Below are 23,962 nucleotides of genomic sequence, written 5' to 3'. Positions count from 1 at the left end.
TCAACTTGCCGAACGAGAAGGTTCGACCTGACGAGGAGGATCGCCCATGACCACGAAGGTCGAGAAGTCCATCGAAGTACAGGTTCCGGTCAGCACCGCGTACAACCAGTGGACGCAGTTCGAGGAGTTCCCCCGCTTCATGGGGGGCGTCCGTGAGGTACGCCAGCTCGACGACAGGCGGATGCACTGGGTCGCCGAGATCGGTGGCGTCCAGCGCGAGTGGGACGCCAGGGTGCTGGAGCAGGTGCCCGACCGGAAGGTGGCCTGGGCGGCCACCGAGGGTGTGACCAACGCCGGCGCGGTCTACTTCCAGCCCGTCGACGCCGACCGCACCATGGTCAGCCTGCACCTCGAGTACGAGCCCGAGGGCCTGCTCGAGAAGGCCGGCGACAAGCTCAACATCATCGAGCGGCAGGCCGAATCCGACCTGCGGAAGTTCAAGACGTACATCGAGGAGCGCGGCGTCGAGACCGGCGCCTGGCGCGGCACCGTCGACAGCGGCCTCGGTGTCGGCACCCCGGGCGTCGAGCACGCCGCCGCCACCCAGGGCGACAGCGGCAGCGCCGGCGTGTCCGGCAAGGCCGTGGCGGCGGGCGCCGCCGTGGCCGGGGCCGCCGCTGCCGCCGGAGCCGCCGCGGCCGCGAAGCGCCGCTCCGACGCCGACGACCGGCCGGCCACCACGACGACCGACACGGAGTACGTGGTGACCGAGGTCGAGGTCGTTCCGGAGCCCGGCACCGCCGGCTACCCGCACCGCACCCTCTGATCCCCCCGCACGCCTGCCCCTGTCGGCGGACGGCCCGGTTCCCCGCGAACCGGGCCGTCCGCTCGTCCCGGTCCGGTCGGTGGCGTCAGCGCGCGTCGGCCTGCACCGTCCAGAGGTGACCGTCCGGGTCGGCGAACGTGCCCGTGTAGCCCCACGGCTGCGCAGCCGGCTCGACGACGACCTGCGCGCCGGCGGCCCGGGCCCGCCCGACGAGTTCGTCGACCTCGGCCGGCGTCGCGGCCGGGAGGCTGACGAGGCACTCGCTCTGCCCGCGCGGGGCCACCTCGTGGTCGCCGATGACCCAGCCGAAGCCGCCGGTGGGCACCAGCATGACGCGGAGGCCGTCGTTGACGGCGTACTGCAGGGGCTCGGGGATGCCGTCCTCGGCCAACTCGCCGACGGCCTCCAGGCCGAGCCCCTCCGAGTAGAAGCGGTACGAGGTGGGGCGGTCGGCGATCGGCAGGGCGACGACGACGGGTGCGTACTGCATGAGGCTGCCTCCGGAGGGTTGACGACGCCGGGAGGATAGCGACCACGACCGACAGGAAGCCGTCGGTCGCCGACGTGCCCGCAGTTCCCGGCCCCGTTCGCCGCAGCCGCCGCCGGCAGGGGCGCGCCACCGCACGGTCGGATCAGGTGCGACAGGGTCAGCGGCCGTCACACCCACCCGCCCTGCCATCCATAGGGGCAGTCGACCCGCAGGGCGTCTCCAGGTGTACGGCCGATAGGGGTCTCCTCCCTATGGGATTGCCGGCATCATCGTGCCTGCGATGACCGTCCGGCCCACCAGCCACCGGCGTCTGCGGGAACTCTCGCGAACCTTCTGGGAAGGGACTGTCTTGTCCACTCGTCGTCAACTGCTGCGCCTCGGCGCGGCGTCGGGCATCATCGGGGCGACCAGCGGCCTGGCCAGCCTCGCCGGACGGTTGGGGGCAGCCCCCGCCGCGGCAGGGGTCGCCTCCCCGACGCCCCCGCCCGTGACCCCGTTCACCGTCCCGTTGAGCATGCCGCAGACCCTGCGCCCGGTGCTGCGGACCGCCACCACCGACTACTACTCGGTCACCATGCACCGCAGGCGCTTGGAGATCGTGCCGGGTACCCGCACCGAGGTGTACACCTACAACGGCGAATTGCCCGGCCCAACGATCCGCGCTACGTCTGGTCGGCGGGTGGTGGTACGCCAGCGCAACCGGCTGGACATGCCCACGGCGGTGCACCTGCACGGCGGCGCCACCGCCCCCGGCGACGACGGCTCGGGCGACGCCACGATTCCGCCCGGCGGCGAGCGGGTCTACAACTACCCGAACCGGCAGCCGCACGCCACGCTCTGGATGCACGACCACACCCACCACATGGAGGCCGAGCACCTCTACCGGGGCCTGTCCAGCCTTTATCTGCTGACCGACCGCACCGAGGCGGCGCTTCCGTTGCCCCGCGGCCGGTTCGACGTCCCGCTGGTGCTACGCGACGCGCACCTGGACGCCAACGCCCAGCTGGTCTGGACCATGGACGACGCCGACAACCGGACCACCCTGCTGGTCAACGGGCGGCCGTGGCCGCGCTTCGAGGTGCAGGCCCGCCGCTACCGCTTCCGTCTGGTCAACTCAAGCAACCTGCGGTTCTTCCTGCTGCGGCTCGCCGACGGCGGGGATATCACGGTGATCGGTTCCGACGGCGGCCTGCTGGAGGCGCCGGTCACCATGCAGCACCTGCTGTTCTCGCCCGGCGAACGGCTCGACGTGGTGATCGATTTCGCCCGCTACCAGCCGGGCACCTCGGTGGTGCTGCAGAACCTGATGGGGCCGGGCCCGGCCGAGCAGGTAGGCCAGGTGATGCGCTTCGACGTCGTACGGGCGAAGGGGCCGGACCGCACCTCGGTACCGCAGCGGCTGCGCACCCTGCCTCCGCTGCCCACGCCGACCGTGCGCCGCAACATCGAGCTGCGGATGGACGAGCCGGGCTCCGGTGGGCACCAGGCGTACATCGACGGCAAGGTCTTCGATCCGGCGCGGATCGACACCACCATCGCCTGGGGCAGCACCGAGGAGTGGACGGTGACCAACGCCAACGCCTTCATGCCCCACAACTTCCACATGCACCTGGTGCAGTTCCGGGTGCTCGGCCGCAACGGCGCACCGGCCGATCCCACCGAGTCCGGCCTGAAGGACACCGTGATCGTCTGGCCCGGGCAGAGCGTGCGGCTCCAGGCCACCTTCGACACCTGGCGCGGGGTCTACCCGTACCACTGCCACATGGTCGACCACAGCGCGATGGGCATGATGGCCAATCTCAAGATCGTCTGATCCGATCCGCTGGGAGAGTCACACGGGCCAGGACCCGGCCCCGGGCCTTCGGTGCCCGGGGCCGGGCCGTCGCGCGGGCAGCCTGGCGTGGCACGGGGTGCGGGCCATGTGCGGACGGGACCTCGACGGGAATGACCGACCTGGAGAAACGGCGAAGCCCAGGCCGTTGACCTGGGCTTCTTCACCGAGCCGCCTGACGGAATCGAACCGTCGACCTACGCATTACGAGTGCGTCGCTCTAGCCGACTGAGCTAAGGCGGCAACGATCGCCAAGTGTACGGCACGACCCGCCCATCGACCGAGTGGGTTCCCCATCCGGACACCCGACCCCGAACCCGTCGTCCGCCGGACAGCGACCGCTGCCGGCCGGGACTACGCTGCGGCGGGTGAACGACGATCGCGCCCCCGACGTGGATCCGCAGGACGGCGCGGCGGAGAGTGCCCACACGAGCGAGGCGGCCGGCGGCCGGGCCACGCGCCGGCCACGCGGCACCGATCCCCGGGAGCTGGGCTTCACCCCGCGCAAGCCGGTGCCGTGGCTCGCGCCGTTCCTGCTGGTCAGCACCGGCATCCGTACGCTGCTGGCGATGCTCTTCGGGGCGTACCTGGACAAGCGCGAGCTGCAGAACTCCCTCGACGCGCGCATCGCGCGGCAGGTCGGGCCGGACGGCGGGCTCTGGCTGGACTACGTGGCCGACCTGGGCGACGGATTCAACGCCACCTACTCGGTGGCGTACCTGATCGCCCAGCCCGAGCTGGAGGTGGACGGGCACCGGCTGCCCCGCGCGCAGACCCTGGTGATGGGCGGCGACCAGGTCTACCCGTCGGCGGCCTTCGAGGCGTACGAGGACCGGTGCAAGGGGCCCTACCAGGCCGCGCTGCCGGTCACCCCGCCCGAGCGGCCCACGCTCTTCGCGGTGCCCGGCAACCACGACTGGTACGACGGCCTGACCGCCTTCCTGCGGCTCTTCGTCCGGTCCCGGGACCGGCACTTCGGCGGCTGGGAGACCGGGCAGTCCCGCTCGTACTTCGCCGTCGAGCTGCCCGCCGGCTGGTGGCTGCTCGGCCTCGACGACCAGTCCGGCTCGTACCTGGACGATCCGCAGCTCACCTACTTCGACCGGGTCGCCGAGCGGCTGGGCCCGCAGAGCCGGGTGATCCTGGCCGTGCCGGCGCCGACGTGGGTCAAGGCCGTCGACCATCCCACGGCGTACGACTCGATCGACTACTTCATCCGTACGATCGTCGCGCCCACCGGGGCCCAGGTGCGGCTGCTGATCTCCGGCGACCTGCACCACTACGCCCGCTACGCCGGCCCGGACCGGCAGCTGATCACCTGCGGGGGCGGCGGCGCGTACCTCTACCCGACGCACCAACTCCCGGAGCGCATCGAGGTGCCGCCGCGCGACACCCTCGCCCGGCGGGCCAGTGCCTCCCACCCGTACGAGCTGGCCGGCCGCTACCCGGAGCAGGCCCGCTCCCGGCGGTACGCGTGGGGGATCTTCCCCCGCCTGCCGCGGCGCAACCCGGGCTTCACCACCCTGCTGGGCACCCTGCACACGCTGCTGATGCTGGCGATGGCCGGCGTCGTGACCAACCCGAGCGGGACGGACCAGCGGCTGTTCAGCGTGCCGCTGATGGCGATGCTGATCGTCACGATGCTCGCGGCGGCGTTCTTCGCCAAGCCGCCCAGCTCCGGCGGCAAGCGGCACGCCCGGCACTGGATCCTCGGCGTGGGCCACGGTCTGGCCCAGATCGGGCTGGCCGCCGCCGGCACCTGGGCGTGGCTGGCGCTGCCCTTCTACGACTGGCCGTGGCCGCTGCCGGCCGTCGCCGCGGCGGTGCTCTACGGCCCGGTGAGCGGGCTGGTGGCGAGCCAGTTGGTGGCCGCGTACCTGCTGGTGGCGGGCGCGTTCGGGGTGAACCTCAACGAGCTCTTCGCCGGGCAGGGCATCGAGGACGCCAAGGCGTTCCTGCGGCTGCGCATCGACCCCGACGGGACGCTGACGATCTACCCGATCGCCGTCGACCGGGTGTCCCGCGACTGGCAGGTCAACCCGGACCAGTCCCCCGAGTCCTCCTGGCTGGCTCCGAAGCAGCCGCTGCGGCCCCGCCTGGCCGAGCCCCCCACCACCCTCACCTGACCCCTGCCCCGGGGGCAGGGCAGGCGGGGTGTGGAGGAAGGGTGGGCTAGGAGGTGTAGTGCTGGTCGTGGGCCTGGCGGGGGCCGCAGACCGAGGCGCGGGAGCAGGAGCAGCGGGAGCCGTCGGCGTCGAGACGTACCGTGACGGAGTCCCGGGGAACGCTGTGGCCGACGACCCGGCCGTCGCCCTCCGGCGTCGACACCCGCGTGCCGATCGCCGGGGCCGACTCCTGGAACCTCTGGTACAGGGGATGCTCGTACTTGAGGCAGCACATGAGCCGGCCGCACGCCCCGGAGATGCGCAGCGGGTTGAGCGGCAGGTCCTGGTCCTTCGCCATCCGGATGGTGACCGGCTCGAAGTCGTTGAGGAAGGTGGCGCAGCAGAGGTCCCGGCCGCAGGAGCCGATGCCGCCCTGCACCCGCGCCGAGTCCCGGGCGGAGAGCTGCCGCAGCTCGACCCGGCAGTGCAGGGTGGCGCCGAGGTCCCGGACCAGGGCGCGGAAGTCCACCCGGTGCGGGGCCGTGAAGTAGATGGTGCTCCGCTCGCCACCACCCTCGGCGGCGCCCAGCACGTGGTCGATCGCCACCACCTTCATCGGCAGGGCGTGCTCCCGGATCAGCCGCTTCGCCGCGACCTTGGCCTCGGCCTTGCGGCGGCGCACCGTCTCGTCGCGACGCAGGTCCTCCTCGCCGGCCAGGCCGGCCAGCCGGGGGAAGCCCTCGGTCTCCTCCGTGACCCACTGCGCCGCCCAGACGCACTCGGCCACCTCGGGCCCGTCGTCGGTGGGCACCAGCACCTTGTCGCCGACCTGGGGACGCAGCTCACCCGGGTCCAGGTAGTAGAGGCGCCCGTACCGCTGGAAGCTGACCGCGCAGAGCATGCCCATGCCTCACACCCTACGACGCGCGGGCCGGGGCGGCCGGGCCGGCAGTCGCCATCCGGCTACCGCGCGTGCACCCGGGGTCGTCACCAGCCGACGCGGGTGGGGGTGTCGTAGCGGGGGAGGTCGACTACCGGCGCCCGCCAGCGGGACTCGGCGAGGCTCGGCGCCCACTGGCGCAGCAGGGTCTCGGCCCCGTCGTACGCGACGCAGAGCACCGCCAGCACCCGCGCGGCGATCTCGGCGGCCTCGTTCCCGCCCGGGCCCGCAGCTGCCCGGTGCCCCGGTGCGCCGCCCGGCGTCGACGTCGCGGCGACCACGGTCACCGCCTCGGCACACCGGAGGACGTCGGCGAGCGCCCGGGCCAGTGCGAGCCGGCTGCCCTCCACCCAGTCGGCGAGCGCGTCGGCGTAGCCGGCCGTCGACTCCAGCCGGCCGACCAGGCTCTCCGGCCCCTCGTCGAGGTGGCGCAGCAGGGCCGCCCGGGCCTGCCCGTACGACGACGCGGCCGGACCGGACCAGAGCACCGGGTCGGTCAGCGCGGCGCAGGCGTCGTCGTAGCCCCGCATCAGGCGGCGCGCGGTGTGGCCGGCGGCGGCCAGCGGTGCCGGATGCAGGTCGAGGAAGTTGCGGACGGCCTCGCCGGGGAGCACCTGCATGCGGCGCAGCAGCGGCCACACGCGGTGCCCCTCGGGGGCCCCCGCGACGAGCAGCGTGTCGACCCGGCGGAGCAGGTCGAGGCCGGGCTCGGCGAGCCGGTCCAGCGCGTCCATCACGCCTCCCCGGTCAGCCGGTGGCGCGCGGCGCGGTCGACGTCCGCGTAGTGGTCTGCGGTGGCCCGCACCGCCTCCGCTGCGGCGGCCAGCCGCTGGGCGGCGACGTGCGCCTCCCTCGCCCGGTCGCCGGTGGCGGCGGTCCACTGCCGGTGCAGGGCCCGCCCGATCTCCCCGGGCCGGCCGGGGGCGTCGACGCCGAACGCAGCCTGCGGCGGGTCGCCGGCGGTGACCGTGCGGGACACGGCGGTCATGGTCTCGCTCGCCTCGTCGAGCCGGGCGGCGAGGGCGCGCAGGCTCTCCATCTCAGGCTCCCGCCAGCGGCCGGTAAGCGGCGAAGGTCTCGTTGTGCAGCTTCTCCCGGGCCCACTGGGCGGCGTCGGCCGCCGCGGTGACCGCCGCCTGCACCGAGCCGGCGACGTCGCGGGGGTTTCGGGTGTGCAGCGGGCCCAGGAAGCGCACGTCGGTGATCCGCCCGCCCGCGGTGACCACCACCTCGACCAGCCCGTCGGGCGATCGCACGGTGACCTCGACGGTCGACACCGCCTGGTCGAACTCGGTCTGGAGGGACTCGATCCGGCGGTAGCGCCGCACCGCCTCCTCGATCCAGGCCTCGTCGATCTCCCCCCGCGGCATCGGCGGACCCCTCCCGGAACAGGAAAATCACTGTGCGTGCCGCCGCCGTCACGGCGGCACACCGGACCGTACCGCACAGCAATTGCGCCTGTCGATGCCTGTGGACAACCGGTCCGGCCGCCGGGACTCCGGGGGCGAATCGGTCGCCGAAGCCCCGGCTCGGGCGGCCCGGTCTGCGGGCTCAGCCCTTCCAGAGCGAGAGCATCATCGCCTCGACGGCGATCCGGGGCTTGACGTTCGCCTCGATCGCCGCCCGGCACTCCAGCACCGCTTCCAGGCGGCGCAGCGCCCCCTCGGCGTCCCACTTCTGCGCGCCCGCCCCGGCCAGCGCGGCGGTGTCGGTGTGCACCGGCGCGACGGGGGCGCGCAGCGCCATGGTGAGCGCGTCGCGGTAGAAACCGGCCAGGTCGACCAGCGCCCGGTCCAGCGCGTCCCGCTGCGCCCGGGTGGCCCGGGACTTCTGCCGCTTCTCCAGGTCCTTCAGCTGCCCGGCGGCGCCCCGGATGGCGCCGGCCGCGCCCCGCCCGGTGCCACCAGCGCCGAGCGCGGTCTCCAGCGCCGCCCGCTCGGCCACGGCGGTCTCCGCCACCGACGCCTCGGCCTCCGCCTCGGCCGCCTCGATCAACGCTGACGCCGCGTCGAAGGCGGCACCCACGCCGGTCAGCCGGCGCGGCACCGCGAGCACCGCCTCCCGGCGCGTGCGCGCCTCCGGGTCGCGGGCCAGCCGGCGGGCCCGTCCCACGTGCCCCTGCGCCGCCGCCGCGGCCCAGCGCGCCACGTCGGGCGCGACGCCGTCCCGGCGGGCCAGCACCTCGGCCACCGCCTCCGGTGCAGGCTGCACCAGCGGTACGACCCGGCAGCGCGACCGGATGGTCACCGAGATGTCGTCCGGGTGGGTCGACGGGGCGCAGAGCAGGAAGACCGTCCGCGGCGGCGGCTCCTCGATGGCCTTGAGCAGCGCGTTGCCGGCCGCCTCGGTGAGCCGGTCCGCGTCGGAGATGACCACCACCTGCCAGCGCCCGCCCGACGGGGTGCTGGCGGCGCGCAGCACCAGCGCCCGCATCTCGTTGACGCCGATGGAGAGCCCGTCCGGCACCACCATCCGGACGTCGGCGTGGGTGCCGGTCATCGTGGTGTGGCAGCCGGGGCACCCGCCGCAGCCGGTGCCGTACGCGCACTGGAGGGCAGCGGCGAAGGCCCGCGCCGCCACCGACCGGCCCGACCCGGGTGGTCCGGTGAAGATCCAGGCGTGCGTCATCCCCGCCCCCGCGTCGACGGCGGGCGGCTGACCGCCGTCGGACTCGTCGGCGAGCGCGTCGAACTCGTCCCCGGCGGCGTCGGTCGTGGGCGGGGCGGCGGCGCGCAGCACGGCGGACGCCCCGGCGGCGGCCCGGCGCAGCGTGTCGACCGCCTCGTCCTGCCCGACCAGGTCGGCGAAGACGTCGGGCATCAGGTCCGGCGCTCCATCGGTACCAGCTCCGATTCGGATAACTCCGGCTGCACCGAGGTGTCCGGTCCCTGCGCGGGGCGCGGGTGCACGATGCCGCCGGGGCTGCCGAACATCTCCTCGACCCGCCGGGTCACCTGCCCGGTGATCTCCTCGACCGGGCGGGACGCGTCGAGCACCAGGTAGCGCTTCGGGTCGGCGGCGGCGAGGTCGAGGAAGGCGTAGCGGACCCGCTCGTGGAAGGCGACGGACTCGGCCTCCAGGTGGTCGGCCGCCTCGGCGCGCGCCGCCACCCGGGCCAGGCCGGTGTGCGGTTCGACGTCGAGCAGCACCACCAGGTCGGGCTTGAGCCCGCCGGTGGCCCACGACGAGAGCCAGGAGACCTCGTCGACGGGGAGCGTCCGCCCCGCCCCCTGGTACGCCAGGGACGAGTCGACGTACCGGTCGCTGATCACGACCGCGCCCCGGACGAGCGCCGGCCGGACGACGGTGGCCACGTGGTGCGCCCGGTCGGCGGCGTAGAGCAGCGCCTCGGCGCGCGGCGACGGCACGTCGGAGCCGGGCGCGCCGAGCAGCAGCGACCGGATCCGCTCGCCGACGGCGGTGGCACCCGGCTCGCGGGTCACCACCACGTCGCGCCCCTGCCCGCGCAGCCGCTCGGCGAGCGCGGCGAGCTGGGTGGACTTGCCGGCGCCCTCGCCGCCCTCGAAGACCACGAAGAGACCGGCGGAGACGAACGGCTCGGCCGGCATCAGCGGGCGGCCCCGGATCGAGCCCCAGAGGTCGGCCAGGACGGGAACGCCCTTCTTGTCGTCCATCTGCCCGAACGCGCTGATCCCGGCGAAGATGCCGGCGGCGCCGGCGGCGAGCAGCAGCAGTCGGGTGGACGAGATCGACACGCCCAGGTCGGCCAGCTCCAGCCGGCGCGAGCCGCCGACGCCGGCGAGCAGGCTGCTGAGGCCGATCGCGAGGATCAGCACCAGTCGGGTGCCGATCTGCACCACCGCGAAGACCCGGCCGCGCACCTCGTCGGCGATCTCGCCGCCGAGCAGGGTGGTGCCGGAGAGGAACGCCATTCCGGCGCCCGCGCCGACCAGGACCGCGCCGACCATCGCCATGGAGAGGTGGATGGCGAACGCCAGGGCCATCACCGACGCGCTGGCCAGCACGATGCTCATGCCGAACCAGCGCCGCCGGGACATCTCCTTGACGATCATCGGGCCGAGCCCGATGCCGAGCGCGAGGCCGACGAAGATGGCGCCGAAGAGCAGGTAGAAGGCGGCGTCACCGGCGCCGAGCGAGGTGGCGAAGAACTTGGCGGTGCCGATCACGATGCCGCCGCCGGCGAACGCGCCGAAGATGCCGAGCACCAGGCCGCGGACCAGCGGGGTCTGCCCGATGTAGCGCCAGCCCTCCTTGAACTGGCGCATCATGCTCTGCTCGGTGCGGTCCGTCTCGGCGGACTGCCCCTGGCTGATCTCCTTGATGCCGTACGCCACCACCAGCGCGGTGGCCAGCCGGGAGAACGCGTTGAACCAGAGCGCCAGGTCGGCCGGCGCGGCCCAGTCCGGCGTCGAGCCCCCGGTGGCCGCCCGCACGATGCCGTCGAGCGCGGCGAGGATCAGCGCGGCGAGGATGGGGGTGAGGCCGTACGTGGTGATCAGCGTGAGCTGGTTGGCGGCCTCCAGCCGGGCGCGCGGGATCAGGTTGGGGACCGCGGCCTCCTTGGCCGGGATCCACAGCAGCGTGATCGACTCGATCAGGAAGGTGGCGATCGCCGCCCAGCCGACCACGACCGGCCCGCTCGCCCCGAGCAGCGCGACCAGCGGGATCGAGGCGAAGAGCAGGAAGCGCAGCACGTCGCAGATGACCATGGTCCAGCGCCGGTCGAACCGGTCGGCGAACACGCCGGCGACCGGGCCGAGCACCAGCGCCGGCAGCAGCCGGATGGCGATCACGCCACCGAACGCGGCGCCCTGGGCGGTGCTGCCCTCCACCTGGGAGGCGGCGAAGACGCTGGTGGCGAGCAGGCCGAACCAGTCGCCGAAGGAGGCCGCGCCGAGCACGATCCAGAGCCGGCGGAACGGGGTGATCCGCAGCACCGAGCGGATGGCGGCGTAGCCGGAGTGGTCCGGGCCGGGCTTCTCGGTGGCGCCGCCGGGCTTGGACGAGGACGACGACACGCCGGGCGACTCGCCGTTGAACTGGCTTTCGATGGCCGTACCTCCACGTGCCGGCCCATCGCTGGGCAGTCCCGGTGGAACACTCTAGACCCGGCGGGGACCCACCCCGCCGCGACATTCTCCTGTTCGTCGAGCCTAGGCCGCCGCGGCCACCGCCCGCAGCCCGGACAGACGCGAGGGTATTTCGCATTGGCTCCCAGACAGTTAGCGTGCACACGTGGCCATCGAAAGCGACAAACTTCGTGACCGCCTCGACCGGGCGACCGCGCACCTCGACCCGCCGTACGCCGTCGTGGACCTCGCGGCCTTCGACGGCAACACCGCCGCGCTGGCAGAACGGGCCGCCGGCAAGCCGGTCCGGATCGCCAGCAAGTCGGTTCGCGCCCGGGACCTGATCGGCCGGGCGCTGGGGCGTCCCGGCTGGCGGGGCGTGATGGCCTTCACCCTGCCCGAGGCGCTCTGGCTGGTCCGCGCCGGCGTGACCGACGACGCGCTGGTGGCGTACCCCACGGCCGACCGGGGGGCACTCGCCGCGCTCGCCGCCGACCCGGGGCTCGCCGCCGCCGTCACGCTGATGATCGACAACACCGACCAGCTCGACCTCGTCGACGCCGTGTGCCCGCCCGGGCGCCGCCCCGAGCTGCGGGTCTGCCTCGACCTGGACGCCTCCTGGCGACCGCTGGGCGGGCGGGTGCACGTCGGGGTGCGCCGCTCGCCGGTGCACAGTGCCCGGGCCGCCAGCACGCTCGCCGCCACCGTCGCCGACCGCGCCGGCTTCCGGCTGGTCGGGCTGATGGCGTACGAGGCGCAGATCGCCGGCCTCGGCGACGCGCCGCCCGGGCGGGCGGTGCTCGGCTCCGCGATCCGGCTGGCCCAGCGCGGGTCGTACCGCGAGTTGCTGGCCCGCCGGGGCGCGGCGGTGGCCGCCGTACGCGAACACGCCGACCTGGAGTTCGTCAACGGCGGCGGCACCGGCAGCGTGGCCGCGACCAGCGCCGATCCCGCGGTCACCGAGGTCACCGCGGGATCGGGCCTGTACGGGCCGACGCTGTTCGACGCCTACCGTGCCTGGCGCCCCACCCCGGCGGCGGCCTTCGCCTGCGCGGTGGTCCGCCGCCCGGGGCCCGGCCTGGCCACCGTGCTCGGCGGCGGCTGGATCGCCTCCGGCCCGGCCGAGGACAGCCGGCTGCCCCGGCCGTGGCTGCCGGCGGGCCTCAAGCTGATCGGCACCGAGGGGGCCGGCGAGGTGCAGACCCCCCTGGCCGGCGCGGCGGCCGGCGCGCTGCGGGTCGGCGACCGGGTCTGGTTCCGGCACGCGAAGGCCGGCGAGCTGTGCGAGCACGTCAACGAGTTGCACCTGGTCGAGGGGGATGCGGTCGTGGCCACCGTGCCCACCTACCGGGGCGAGGGCCACGCCTTCCTCTGATCCACGCGCCCGGCGCGCCCCCGGTCAGCCGGTCTGGTTGGCGTCGACCTGGGCGTCGACCTGGCGGTGCAGGTACTCCCGGATCAGCGCCTTCGCCTCGACCAGGACCCGGTCGTCGCCCTCGGGCAGCCGGCGGAACGCCAACTTGATCAGCGCGTCGGCCGCCTCCACGGCGATCTCCAGGTGGAACCGGAGGTCGGGCACGTCGAGCCCGAAGCGCTCGGCGAGTACGCGGCCCAACTGGTCCGCGATCACGCCGTTGTTGTCCCGCTGCTCGTCGAGCAGGTGCAGGTCGACCACGTCGCCGAAGTGCAGGGTACGGAAGCCCGGAACGGTGCGGTGCATCGTGATGTACTCGTCGATGCCCGCGTCGACCCCGTCCCACCAGTGGGTCAGGTCGTCGGAGGCGAACCGCTCGTCGAGCCGCTGGAGGTAGGACTCCATCGTGCGCAGGGTCAGCGCCTGCACGATCGCCCGCTTGTCCGGGAAGAACTGGTAGACCGACCCGATCGCCACCTCGGCACGCTCGGCGAGCAGGGTCGTGGTCAGACCCTCGTACCCCACCTCGTCGACGAGTTCGGCACAGGCGTCCAGCATCCGCTGGACCCGTGCGACACTTCGACCCTGCACCGGTACGCGGCGCAGCGGCCCGGCTGTGGCGGCTGGTGTGGACACTCGCCACCCCCCTTCGACGGATGAACATATCTGCACGTCACGGGTTCGTGACTACCGGTACAACGAGCAAACCTCGATTGCGGTATTTACCTGCGACAACGTTGCTGATATGAAGTCAGTTCACATTCATGTCGAGGAGTGCGCATGGCCGGTACCACACCGCCCACCCTGGCAGCCTGGTCCAACTGGGCCGGCAACCAACGCGCCACCCCCACCACCATCCTGCGCCCCGCCTCCCTCGCCGACGTCACCGAGGCCGTCCGCGCCGCCGCGACCGCCGGGGACCGGATCCGGGCGGTGGGCAGCGGCCACTCCTTCACCGGCGTCGCGGTCACCGACGGACGACGCATGGAACTGACCCACCTGGACACCGGGGTACGCGTCGACGCCGCCCGCCGACTGGTCACCGTACCGGCCGGGATCACCCTGCGCGCACTCAACGAACTGCTCACCGCACACGGCCTGGCCCTACCCAACCTGGGCGACATCGACGCACAGACGATCGCCGGCGCGATCTCCACCGGCACCCACGGCACCGGCGCCGCGTACGGCTGCCTGTCGACGTTCGTCGAGGCGCTCACCCTCGTCACCGGCACCGGCGAGGTGCTGCGCTGCTCCGCCGACGAGCACCCCGACGTCTTCGCCGCCGCCCGGGTGTCGCTGGGCGCGCTCGGGGTGCTCGTCGAGGTGACCCTGCGCTGCGTGGACGCCTTCGTGCTGCGCGCCCACGAGCGACCGGCGCCGCTGGCAGCCGTGCTCGACGAGCTGCCCGCGCTGATCGACCGGCACGACCACGTCGAGTTCTACTGGTTCCCGTACACCACCCGCGTGCAGGTCAAGGCCAACGACCGGGTGGCCGACGACGACCGGCCACTGCCCCGGTGGCGCGGCTGGCTGGACGACGAGTTCCTGTCCAACACCGTCTTCGCCGGGGCCTGCCGGCTCGGCCGCGCCGTGCCGGCGCTCGCCCCCGGCATCAGCGCCGTCTCCGCCCGCGCGCTCACCGAACGCCGCTACACCGGCCGCTCCGACCAGGTCTTCTGCACCCCGCGCCGGGTCCGCTTCATGGAGATGGAGTACGCGCTGCCGCGCGACGCCCTCGGCGAGGCGCTCGACGCGCTGCGGCGGATCGTCGACGGGCTGCCGTTCAAGGTGCTCTTCCCGGTCGAGGTGCGCTTCACCGCCGCCGACGACATCTGGCTCTCCCACGGCTACGGGCGCGAGTCGGCGTACGTGGCCGTCCACCAGTACGTCGGCATGCCGTACGAGCCGTACTTCCGGGCCTTCGAGCAGGTCGCCGCGAGCCTCGGCGGCCGGCCCCACTGGGGCAAGCTGCACTGGCGCGACGCGGAGTCGCTCGCGACGGCCTACCCCCGCTGGGCGGACTTCCAGGCGCTGCGCGCCCGCCTGGACCCGCACCACCTCTTCACCAACCCCCACCTGACCCGAACCCTCGGCTGACACACCGCCACCCGCCCTGACGCGCACCGCCCGCCGCGCGCGGCCGCCGGCGAGATCTTGGCAAGGAGCGGCCCCCGGAGGGGCCGGGATCTGCCAAGATCTGGCTGTGGGCGTCAGCCCGGCCAGCCCGCTCTACCCAGTGCCGTACGGAGTTGGGCGACGACCTCGGCCGGGTGGGCGCGGAGGGCCCAGGACGGGAATCGAAGGACGCGATCCCCTTCGACCCACAGGGCGTTCTGACGGCGCATGTCGGCCCAGGCGGCACGTGGGTCGAGATGCTGGCCGCCGTCGATCTCGACGTGCACCCTCCACTCCTCGAAGTACGCGTCGAGGTAGCGGCGCCGTCCCGTGGCGTCGCACCTGATCTTCTGTCGAGTGGGTTCGGGCAGCCCGGCGCGGCGCGTCAGAGTCAGGAAGTCCAACTCGGCCAGGGAGTGCGCCCCGCCGCCCGCATCCGTGGCGACGCTCAGGATCAGTTTCCGGCGACGCAGCCGTGGCATCCGGTCGAGGACCTCGCGCAGCTCCTCCTCGCACACGATCCGTTGCTGGAAGCCTGCCGCGACGATCGCCCGGGCCTCCGCGTCGGTACGCGCCCACTGCGCCGCGTCCACGACCGACCGGGCGGGCATCGTCCGACGTGGCTGCCCGACCGCGAGCACGTCCCGCTCCGGCAGGTGGGTCGTCCGGTGCGCCACCACTCGTTGCGGCAGCTCTCGCCGGCGGCCAGCCGGCAGCAGGAGATGGATCGCCAGGTCGGAAAAGCCGCGCAGACCTCCCGCCTGGGCGGCGGTGAGCCCACCGAGCATCGCGCCCGGCCCGGCGGCCAGCACCGCGATCCATCGAAGCTGGGCGGGACCGATCGGCCCGTTGTGGGCCACGAAGACGGCACGGTGGACGTGTCGCCACCGTCTGCTGGTCACCCGGTGCCGGATCGCCTTGTGGGACAGGTGTCGCAGCGCCTGGTCGAGGCTGATCACCTCGTCCTGGCGGAAGAGCAGCCAGGTCAACTCGTCGGCGTCGTCGCCGGGCACCGCCCGGCCCAGCGCCGCCGGGGATTGCGTGAAGCGTGGTCTCACGCCCTCCACCCTGCCCACGCGACACCGCCGCGCGCCGCCCCTGTGGACAACGCAAAAGATCTTGGCAGGCGGCGGCCCTTCGAGGGGCCGGGACCTGCCAAGATCTCCTGCGATGCCCTTGCCGGCTGGTGGTCAGTCGGGGCTGGTGGTGGCCTTTCTCGGGGCCGCCTTCTTCGCCGGGGTCTTCCTGGCGGTGGTGGCCTTGGCCGTCGTGGTCTTCTTCGCCGCCGTCGACTTGGTCGCCGCAGCCGTCTTCTTCGCCGCCGTGGCCTTCTTGGCGGGCGCCTTCTTCGCAGGTGCCTTCTTCGCGGCGGTCTTCTTCGGCGCCGGTCCCTTCGCCCGCTTCTCGGCGAGCATCTCGGAGGCCTCCTCGATGCTCAGCGCCTCCGGGGTCTGGCCGCGCCGCAGCGACGCGTTCGTCTCGCCGTCGGTGACGTACGGGCCGAACCGGCCGTCCTTGATGACCAGCGGCTTCTCGGTCAGCGGGTCGACGCCCATCTCCCGCAGCGGCGGCGCGGCCGCCCGACGCTGGCGGGCCTTCGGGGCGGCCAGCAGGGCCAGCGCCTCGTCGAGCGTGACGGTGAACATCTTCTCTTCGGAGTCCAGCGAGCGGAACTCGTCGCCCTGCTTGACGTACGGGCCGTAGCGGCCGTTGTTGGCGAAGACCTCGGTGCCGTCCGGGGCCGCCCCGATCAGCCGGGGCAGGCTCAGCAGCTTCAGCGCCTCGTCGAAGGTCAGCGAGTCCGGCGACTGCGAGCGCAGCAGCGACGACTTGCGCTCGCCACTGGCCACGTACGGGCCGAAGCGGCCCGACTTGAGCAGGATCGGCTCACCGGTGGCCGGGTCGTCGCCGAGCTTGCGCTCGCCCCCGCCGCCGAGGAACAGCTCGTGCACCTTCTCCGGGGTCAGCTCGTCCGGCGCCAGCCCCTCGGGGATCGGGGCCCGGTCGCCCTGACCGCCGCCCTCCTCACCCTCGGCGGCCGGCGCCTGCTGCTCGCCCGGCACCGCCCGCTGGAGGTACGGCCCGTAGCGGCCCACCCGCACGACGACCTCGCGGCCCTCGTCGTCGGTGAAGAGCGGGATCGAGTTGACGCTGCGCGCGTCGATCTCGTTGAGGTTCTCGGTGACCAGCTTCTTCAGCCCGCCCGAGCGGGCGATGTCCTGGTCGCCGGCGCCGTTGGCGCTGCCGAAGTAGAACGCGGTGAGGAAGTCGACGGCGGCGTGGTCACCGCCGGCGATCTCGTCCAGCTCGTTCTCCATGCTGGCGGTGAAGTCGTAGTCGATCAGGCGCGGGTAGTGCCGCTCCAGCAGGCCGATCACGGCGAAGGCCAGGAAGGTCGGGATCATCGCCTGGCCGCGCTTGGTCACGTAACCGCGGTCCTGGATCGTCTGCATGATCGACGCGTACGTCGACGGGCGGCCGATGCCCAGCTCCTCGAGGGCCTTCACCAGCGACGCCTCGGTGTAGCGCGACGGCGGCTGGGTGTGGTGGCCCTGCGCGGCCAGCTCGTCGGCGGTGAGCGGCTGGCCCTTGACCAGGTTGGGCAGGCGACGCTCGGCGTCCTCGGCCTCGGCGTTCTCGTCGTCGCTGGACTCGACGTACGCCCGCAGGAAGCCCGGGTCGGTGATGGTCTTGCCGGTGGCGCCGAAGTCGGCCTCCTCCTGGGCGGAGGAGACGGCGCGGATGCGCACCGAGACGCTGGAGCCGACGGCGTCGGTCATCTGCGAGGCGATGGTGCGCCGCCAGATCAGCTCGTAGAGCTTGAACTCCTCGGCGGAGAGCTCCTTGGCCACGTCGCCCGGGGTGCGGAAGTTGTCCCCCGCCGGGCGGATCGCCTCGTGCGCCTCCTGCGCGTTCTTCACCTTGCCGGTGTAGCGGCGCGGCTCCGGCGGCACGCTGCGCTCGCCGTACAGCTCGACGATCTGCCGGCGGGCCGCCGTGATGGCGGTCTCCGACAGGTTCACCGAGTCGGTACGCATGTAGGTGATGTAGCCGTTCTCGTAGAGCCGCTGCGCGGTGCGCATCGTCTGCTGGGACGAGAACCGCAGCTTGCGGGCCGCCTCCTGCTGGAGGGTGGACGTGATGAACGGCGCGTACGGGCGGCGGCGGTAGGGCTTCTCCTCGACCCGGGTGACGGTGAACGGCCGACCCTCCAGGCGGGCCGCGAGGCCCCGGGCGCCACCGGAGTCGAGGTGGACGACGCCGGCTCCGGCCTTCACCCGGCCGGTGGTCGGCTCGAAGTCCTTGCCGGTGGCGATCCGGTCGCCGTTCAGCGCGACCAGGGTGGCGTTGAAGTTGCGCGGACCCTCGCCGGCGTCCGCCACGGCGAGGGTGGCCAGGATGTCCCAGTACTCCGCCGTGCGGAAGGCCATCCGCTGCCGCTCGCGCTCGACCACGATCCGGGTCGCCACGGACTGCACCCGGCCCGCCGAGAGCTTCGGCATGACCTTCTTCCACAGCACGGGCGAGACCTCGTAGCCGTAGAGGCGGTCGAGGATGCGCCGGGCCTCCTGGGCGTCGACCAGGTCCCGGTCGATCTCGCGGGGGTTGGCCACCGCCGCCTGGATGGCCGGCTTGGTGATCTCGTGGAAGACCATCCGCTTGACCGGCACCTTGGGCTTGAGCGTCTCCACCAGGTGCCAGGCGATCGCCTCGCCCTCGCGGTCCTCATCCGTCGCCAGGAAGATCTCGTCGACCTCCTTGGCCAGCTTCACCAGCTTGCTGATCTGCTGCTTGCGGTCGGCGGAGACCACGTAGAGGGCGTGGAAGCCGTTGTCGACGTCCACCCCGAGCCGGGCCCACGACTCGCCCTTGTACTTGGCCGGCACGTCTGCGGCGTTGCGCGGGAGGTCCCGGACGTGGCCGAAGCTGGCCTCCACGACGTACCCCGGGCCGAGATAGCCCGAGATCGTCTTGGCCTTCGCCGGTGACTCGACGATGACCAGACGGGTGGTTCCAGCGTTGCTCGGCACGTCTCTCCCCGACCTCACTCCTGCTCGCAGCCACCGGCGCCCGGTTCGGGCCACTCTCGGCCCGCCGACCCCCGGCGGCCCGGATGTCCAACGTAACGCGCCGCCGGCGTTTCGGGTTTCGCGGGCGGCAAACCGTCCCGGCGGGGCGGCTCTTTCTCCGCCGGCGGCGGGGCGTGCCGGACGGCGCCACCGTACACCGTGCGTGTGCCGCCGGGCAGGACACTGTGACGATGGCGGACCCTCGGTCGAGGCGCCACCCGGCTGTTTTCCGCGAAATTGCGCACTTGTTGTCCCCCATCGGACAGGCCCGACCGGCTCGGCGAGGCGGGCGCCGACGGGCGGTCAGGAGCGGGCCGGCCAGTCGGTCGCGGGGGCGGCGGGCGGCGGGTCGCCCACCAGCTCGGCCAGGTGGGCGAGCCGCCGCCGGCCGGTGATCCGGTACGCCGGCCCGCCCTCGCCGGGCCCGAGCAGCGCCGCGGCCAGGCCGACCGCGTCGAGCGCCCCGCCGACCGGTGCCCAGCACTCCTCGTCGGCGGCGCCGAGCCGGAGCAGGAAGCCGGACGGTTCGGCGGCTCCCGCCGTGGCGAGCCAGAGCCGCAGCCGCCGCCCGTTGAGGTGGAAGCCGGCGGGCGGTCGCTTGCCCGTACCGCGCAGCCAGGCCGCCGCGAGCGGCTTCAGCGTGCGGGCGTACGAGGTGCGCACCGCGTGCCGCCCGTCGACGGTCGCCTCCCAGGTGGCCGCCACCCCGCGCAGCGCCAGCTCGGCGACGAGGACGTGCACCCGCCAGGCCGCGTCGACCACGATCGAGAGCCGGGCCGTGCCGCCCATCCGGACCGCCTCGCCCGGGCCGGCCAGCAGCCCGGCGAGATCGGCGATGGACGGGTCCGCCGCCTCCGCGCCGAAGAAGGTCAGCTGCCGGGCGGACTCGTCGGCGTCGGCCGGCGGGGGCGGTACGGGTCGGCGGGCGACCGGCGCGACCCGGTCCGTGGGGGCCGGGAAGAGCACCGGCAGCGCTTCGCCGCCCGACGGGTCACCAGTCCCGCTCAGCGACACTCCGGCACCTCGTCGAAGGCGCGTTTCAACTCCTCGGAGTTGAGCTGGCTGGTGTCGAGCGCGCTGGCGTCGTACTCCTTGTTCAGGGTGTCCACGGCGGCCCGGACGCCGTCGTAGAAGACGGTGGGCTGGCCGGTGCCCAGCCCGTCGATGGTGTCGCGGGCCCTGCCGTACGCGTCGCGCACCTTCGCCAGCGAGGCCTGGAAGCCCGCCGAGACCTCCTCGCCGCGCTCGGCGTCGGGGACGCCGGCCTCCTCGACCTTGCGTCGGGCGGTCTCGCTGGCCTGCTCCGCGCCGCCGAAGAGCCGCACCAGGTTCTCCTTCGCCTGCGCCGGGGTGGTCTGGGCGGTCATCTGCTGGTCGGTGCTGCTGGTCAGCTTGCTGATCTCGGCCCGCCACGGGGTGAGCGCGGAGCAGACCGACGCCGCCCACGCCCGGGAGTTGGGGCCGCCGCCGCATCCGGCCAGCACGAGAACGAGCGTGGCCAGAACCACCGTGAGCTTTCCGGCGGCTGCCGCCCGGCACGTGCGCATGCGTTGCAGCGTACGGCCTCTGTCGAGTCCGGGCACCGGACAGGTTTGCCGGGTGGCACGGGCGGTCCCCGGCCGGCCGCGCGGGCCGACCGGGGACCGGGATGCCGGACGGATCAGGCGTTGACCGTCTCCGGCCGCTGGTCCGGGCTGCCCGCGCCCGTGCCGGAATCGGCGTCGGACATGGCCACGCCCTTGCGCTTGCTGAACACCACCGCCGCGGCGATGATCAGCGTCGCCACCAGGGCGATCCCCACCCGCAGGGCGGTGTTCCGCTCGTCGCCCACGCTCCAGGCCACCACGGCCGGCGCGATCAGCAGCGAGACCAGGTTCATCACCTTGATCAGCGGGTTGATCGCCGGGCCGGCGGTGTCCTTGAACGGGTCGCCGACGGTGTCGCCGATGACCGTGGCGGCGTGCGACTCGGAGCCCTTGCCGCCGTACGCGCCGTCCTCGACGAGCTTCTTGGCGTTGTCCCAGGCGCCGCCGGAGTTAGACAGGAAGACCGCCATCAGCGTGCCGGCGCCGATCGCACCGGCCAGGTACGCCGCCAGCGCGCCCGGCCCGAGGCCGAAGCCCACCGCGATCGGCGCGAGGATGGCGAGCAGACCGGGGGTCACCAGCTCGCGCTGCGCGTCCCGGGTGCAGATGTCGACGACCTTGCCGTACTCGGGGCGCTGGGTGCCGTCCATGATGCCGGGCAGCTCGCGGAACTGCCGGCGTACCTCCATCACGACCGCGCCCGCCGAGCGGGAGACCGCGTTGATGGCCAGGCCGGAGAAGAGGAACACCACCGCCGCGCCGATGATCAGGCCGACCAGGTTGCGCGGGTTCGCCACGTTCAGCGAGTTGAGGATCTCGGTGCCGACGTCGCCCACCCCGGCGTCCGCGTACGCGCTGCGCAGCGTGTCGGTGTACGAGCCGAACAGCGCCGTCGCGGCGAGCACCGCCGTGGCGATCGCGATGCCCTTGGTGATCGCCTTGGTGGTGTTGCCGACCGCGTCCAGCTCGGTGAGCGTCCGGGCGCCGTGCTCGTCGATGTCGCCGGACATCTCCGCCACGCCCTGGGCGTTGTCGGAGATCGGGCCGAAGGTGTCCATCGCGACGATCACGCCGACCGTGGTGAGCAGGCCGGTGCCGGCCATCGCCACGGCGAACAGCGAGAGCGTGATGGAGCTGCCGCCGAGCAGGAACGCGCCGAACACGCCGGCGCCGATCAGCAGCGCCGAGTAGACCGCCGACTCCAGGCCGATGCTGATGCCGGCGAGGATGACGGTGGCGGCGCCCGTCTGCGAGCTCTTGCCGATGTCCTGCACCGGGCGCCGGGTGGTCTCGGTGAAGTAGCCGGTCAGCGCCTGGATCGCCGCCGCCAGCACGATGCCGATGACGACCGCGCCGATGGCGACCACCCGCGGGTTCTCACTGACGTCGGTCAGCCCGCCCTCCAGCTCGGCGAAGGTGGCCGGCAGGTACGCGTACGTGGCGATCGCCACGAGCACCGCGGAGAGCACCGCCGAGATGTAGAAGGCCCGGTTGATCGCGGTCAGGGCGTTGCGGTCGGAGGCGCGCAGCCGGGTGATGAAGACGCCGACGATCGCGATGAGCACGCCGATGGTGGAGACGATCAGCGGGAAGACCAGGCCCTGCTCGCCGAAGGCGGCGCGGCCGAGGATCAGCGCGGCCACCAGGGTGACCGCGTACGACTCGAAGAGGTCGGCGGCCATGCCGGCGCAGTCGCCCACGTTGTCGCCCACGTTGTCGGCGATGGTGGCGGCGTTGCGCGGGTCGTCCTCGGGGATGCCCTGCTCGACCTTGCCGACCAGGTCGGCGCCGACGTCGGCGGCCTTGGTGAAGATGCCGCCGCCGACCCGCATGAACATGGCGAGCAGCGCGGCGCCGAAGCCGAAGCCCTCCAGCACGGTCGGCGCGTCGCTGCGGTAGAACAGCACGACCAGCGCGGCGCCGAAGAGGCCGAGGCCGACAGTGAGGAAGCCGACCACGCCACCGGTGCGGAAGGCGATCTTCATCGCGGCCTCCCGGCCGCCTTCGCGCTCCCGGGCGGCGGCGGCGACCCGCAGGTTGGCCCGGGTGGCCAGCCACATGCCGGCGCCGCCGATGAACGCGCTGAACAGCGCGCCCACGACGAAGAAGACGGACCGGCCGATCTTCACCGCCACTTCGCTGCCGTCGGTGCCGTGCACCGGCAGCAGGAAGAGCAGCACCACGGCGATGACCACGAAGATCGCCAGGGTCCGGAACTGCCGGAGCAGGTAGGCCGAGGCGCCCTCCTGGACCGCGCCGGAGATCTCCTGCATTTTGTTGGTGCCCTTGCCGGCGGCCAGCACGGCCTTCGTCAGCGCGCCGGCGAAGGCGAGCGCCACCAGCGCGATGACCGCGGCGATGACGACGTACGTGACGTTGTTTCCGGTGAGGGAGATCCCGCCGCCCTCGGCGGCCAAGGTGTCGGACATCTGTGTCCTCCTGTACCGAACGCTCGCGCCGGCCGGTGGAGACGCACCGACCCGGCGCCTGGATGCGGAGTCGCAAGCGCGCGCCATTCCACCCCGGTCGGACCAGCGATGAACAACCGTTCCCGCTGGCCGCGGGATGGATCACTTGCTGACAACTCGCGTACTCTAGCCCTCCACAGTGTTGGAGGTCACACCGAGGGGGCACCGCGCCGCGATGATCTCCGTCGCTGTGTTATGAGGAAAAATCTGATATAGGAGCCCATCCATGCCAAGGAGGCCGCGCCCCGGCGGGACACGGCCTCTCACGGCGTACGACGCCCTCGGCGAGGGCGGTGGAAGATCAGCTCACCGGCCGACGGGCCAGACCATCCGCACCTCGGTGCCGACGCCCTCCTCGACCGGGCGCACCTGGAGGTCCTCGACGAAACCGGCCAGCAGCGCGAAGCCCACGCCGGTGGTGAGGTCGTCCTCGTCGAGCGACTCGTTGGCGAGCTGGTCGGCGTTGAGCGCCGCCAGGCCGAGACCGGCCTCGATCGGCGCGCGGTCGACGACGCGCACCGCGTACGCGCCCGTGTCGGACATCTCGACGAGCACGGGCTCGGACACGCCGTACTGGCGGTGCAGGGCGACCGCGCGGGTGCACGCCTCGCCGATGGCCAGCCGTACCTCGTCCAGCAGCTCCTCGCGGACCCCGGCCCGCCGGGCGACCGCCACCCCGACCAGGCGCGCGGTGCGCACGTGCACCGGGGCCGGCGAGAAGGAGAGCTTGACCGTGGCCATCAGACGCCGGTGCCGGCCGGGTCGGTGCCGACCGCCGCGTCGACCGTGGGATGCAGCGGGAAGACCTGGTCGAGGGCGGTGATCCGGAAGATCTTGAGCAGCGGCTCCTTGTCGCAGACCAGGGCGAACGAGCCGCCAGCCGCGCGCAGCCGCTTGAGCGCGCCGACCAGCACGCCCAGCCCGGTGGAGTCGAGGAAGTCCACCCGGCCCAGGTCGACCACGACGTGACGGGCTCCACCGTCGATCAGCTCGAGGAGCCGCTCCCGTAGCCGGGGTGCGGTGTAGACGTCCACCTCACCGCCGACCTCGAGCACCGTGTGCTCGCCCACGGTGCGGGTCGCCAGCGACAGCTCCATCGGTCCTCCCTCGCAAGAGCCGTAAACTC

General features: G+C 73.2%; 19 protein-coding genes, 1 tRNA gene and 1 pseudogene. 5 read left to right on the top strand and 16 right to left on the bottom strand.

Annotation, left to right across the window (positions count from 1 at the left end; genetic code table 11):
* Positions 1-46: 46 nt before the first annotated feature.
* Positions 47-496 (top strand): annotated as a pseudogene (locus ACPXCB_RS15990) (SRPBCC family protein); the annotation flags it as partial.
* Positions 497-851: 355 nt separating this feature from the next.
* Here the strand turns inward: ACPXCB_RS15990 and ACPXCB_RS15985 are convergent.
* Positions 852-1,256 carry a VOC family protein gene (locus ACPXCB_RS15985; protein ID WP_425876127.1) on the bottom strand — a complete coding sequence of 135 codons (405 nt, stop codon included), beginning with the start codon at positions 1,254-1,256 and terminating at the stop codon, positions 852-854.
* Positions 1,257-1,605: 349 nt separating this feature from the next.
* On the opposite strand from ACPXCB_RS15985, the gene ACPXCB_RS15980 reads away from it, so the two are divergent.
* Positions 1,606-3,069, top strand: a complete 1,464-nt coding sequence (locus ACPXCB_RS15980; RefSeq protein ID WP_425876125.1) for a multicopper oxidase family protein — start codon at positions 1,606-1,608, stop codon at positions 3,067-3,069.
* 187 nt (positions 3,070-3,256) lie between these two features.
* On the opposite strand, the gene ACPXCB_RS15975 is transcribed toward ACPXCB_RS15980, so the two are convergent.
* Positions 3,257-3,330, bottom strand: a tRNA-Thr gene (locus ACPXCB_RS15975).
* A 149-nt stretch (positions 3,331-3,479) separates the two neighbouring features.
* On the opposite strand from ACPXCB_RS15975, the gene ACPXCB_RS15970 reads away from it, so the two are divergent.
* Positions 3,480-5,213: a metallophosphoesterase family protein gene (locus tag ACPXCB_RS15970; RefSeq protein WP_425876191.1), complete on the top strand. Its 1,734-nt coding sequence runs from the start codon at positions 3,480-3,482 to the stop codon at positions 5,211-5,213.
* Positions 5,214-5,259: 46 nt separating this feature from the next.
* Here the strand turns inward: ACPXCB_RS15970 and ACPXCB_RS15965 are convergent, their stop codons facing one another.
* The 6 genes from ACPXCB_RS15965 to tmk all read right to left on the bottom strand — a co-directional run bounded on the left by ACPXCB_RS15965 (position 5,260) and on the right by tmk (position 11,015).
* Positions 5,260-6,099 (bottom strand): PSP1 domain-containing protein, encoded by an 840-nt coding sequence (locus ACPXCB_RS15965; RefSeq protein ID WP_151453437.1) that lies wholly within the window; start codon positions 6,097-6,099, stop codon positions 5,260-5,262.
* An 80-nt stretch (positions 6,100-6,179) separates the two neighbouring features.
* Complete coding sequence (locus ACPXCB_RS15960; RefSeq protein ID WP_425876123.1) at positions 6,180-6,866, bottom strand: hypothetical protein; 687 nt, start codon at positions 6,864-6,866, stop codon at positions 6,180-6,182.
* Positions 6,866-7,171, bottom strand: coding sequence for a hypothetical protein (locus ACPXCB_RS15955; RefSeq protein WP_425876122.1), 306 nt, complete (start codon positions 7,169-7,171; stop codon positions 6,866-6,868). Before ACPXCB_RS15955 ends, ACPXCB_RS15960 begins: the two co-directional genes overlap by 1 nt.
* Before the next feature lies 1 nt (position 7,172).
* Entirely contained in the window at positions 7,173-7,502 is a 330-nt protein-coding gene (locus ACPXCB_RS15950; RefSeq protein WP_121397041.1) for a YbaB/EbfC family nucleoid-associated protein, read from the bottom strand.
* 181 nt (positions 7,503-7,683) lie between these two features.
* Positions 7,684-8,952 carry a DNA polymerase III subunit delta' gene (locus tag ACPXCB_RS15945; protein ID WP_425876120.1) on the bottom strand — a complete coding sequence of 423 codons (1,269 nt, stop codon included), beginning with the start codon at positions 8,950-8,952 and terminating at the stop codon, positions 7,684-7,686.
* Entirely contained in the window at positions 8,952-11,015 is a 2,064-nt protein-coding gene (gene tmk, locus ACPXCB_RS15940) for a dTMP kinase (RefSeq protein WP_425876189.1), read from the bottom strand. The genes ACPXCB_RS15945 and tmk overlap by 1 nt, the downstream gene beginning before the upstream one ends.
* 334 nt (positions 11,016-11,349) lie before the next feature.
* Here tmk and ACPXCB_RS15935 point away from each other — a divergent pair, with 334 nt between their 5' ends.
* Positions 11,350-12,558 carry an amino acid deaminase/aldolase gene (locus ACPXCB_RS15935; protein WP_425876118.1) on the top strand — a complete coding sequence of 403 codons (1,209 nt, stop codon included), beginning with the start codon at positions 11,350-11,352 and terminating at the stop codon, positions 12,556-12,558.
* Positions 12,559-12,582: 24 nt separating this feature from the next.
* Here ACPXCB_RS15935 and ACPXCB_RS15930 read toward each other — a convergent pair whose 3' ends face one another.
* The gene (locus tag ACPXCB_RS15930) at positions 12,583-13,155 is read right to left on the bottom strand and encodes a TetR/AcrR family transcriptional regulator (RefSeq protein WP_425876116.1); all 573 of its coding nucleotides are present in this window, start codon (positions 13,153-13,155) and stop codon (positions 12,583-12,585) included.
* A gap of 222 nt (positions 13,156-13,377) precedes the next feature.
* On the opposite strand from ACPXCB_RS15930, the gene ACPXCB_RS15925 reads away from it, so the two are divergent.
* Entirely contained in the window at positions 13,378-14,694 is a 1,317-nt protein-coding gene (locus tag ACPXCB_RS15925) for a D-arabinono-1,4-lactone oxidase (protein WP_425876114.1), read from the top strand.
* Positions 14,695-14,807: 113 nt separating this feature from the next.
* On the opposite strand, the gene ACPXCB_RS15920 is transcribed toward ACPXCB_RS15925, so the two are convergent.
* The 7 genes from ACPXCB_RS15920 to ACPXCB_RS15890 all read right to left on the bottom strand — a co-directional run bounded on the left by ACPXCB_RS15920 (position 14,808) and on the right by ACPXCB_RS15890 (position 23,933).
* Positions 14,808-15,770: an endonuclease domain-containing protein gene (locus ACPXCB_RS15920; RefSeq protein ID WP_425876112.1), complete on the bottom strand. Its 963-nt coding sequence runs from the start codon at positions 15,768-15,770 to the stop codon at positions 14,808-14,810.
* 132 nt (positions 15,771-15,902) lie between these two features.
* Positions 15,903-18,743: a type I DNA topoisomerase gene (gene topA / locus ACPXCB_RS15915; RefSeq protein ID WP_425876110.1), complete on the bottom strand. Its 2,841-nt coding sequence runs from the start codon at positions 18,741-18,743 to the stop codon at positions 15,903-15,905.
* Between the two features lie 342 nt (positions 18,744-19,085).
* Positions 19,086-19,796, bottom strand: a complete 711-nt coding sequence (locus tag ACPXCB_RS15910; protein WP_425876108.1) for a hypothetical protein — start codon at positions 19,794-19,796, stop codon at positions 19,086-19,088.
* Positions 19,787-20,329 (bottom strand): hypothetical protein, encoded by a 543-nt coding sequence (locus tag ACPXCB_RS15905; protein ID WP_425876106.1) that lies wholly within the window; start codon positions 20,327-20,329, stop codon positions 19,787-19,789. Before ACPXCB_RS15905 ends, ACPXCB_RS15910 begins: the two co-directional genes overlap by 10 nt.
* 113 nt (positions 20,330-20,442) lie before the next feature.
* A complete protein-coding gene (locus ACPXCB_RS15900) occupies positions 20,443-22,797 on the bottom strand; it encodes a sodium-translocating pyrophosphatase (RefSeq protein ID WP_425876104.1) in 2,355 nt (784 codons plus the stop codon).
* Positions 22,798-23,142: 345 nt separating this feature from the next.
* Positions 23,143-23,577, bottom strand: a complete 435-nt coding sequence (locus ACPXCB_RS15895; RefSeq protein ID WP_425876102.1) for an ATP-binding protein — start codon at positions 23,575-23,577, stop codon at positions 23,143-23,145.
* A complete protein-coding gene (locus ACPXCB_RS15890) occupies positions 23,577-23,933 on the bottom strand; it encodes an STAS domain-containing protein (protein WP_151453426.1) in 357 nt (118 codons plus the stop codon). Before ACPXCB_RS15890 ends, ACPXCB_RS15895 begins: the two co-directional genes overlap by 1 nt.
* Positions 23,934-23,962 lie beyond the last annotated feature (29 nt).

Origin of the sequence: Micromonospora sp. DT62 (genome assembly GCF_049847285.1) — a bacterium.
GTDB lineage: Bacteria > Actinomycetota > Actinomycetes > Mycobacteriales > Micromonosporaceae > Micromonospora > Micromonospora reichwaldensis.
This window is presented reverse-complemented; position numbering and strand designations above follow the sequence as displayed.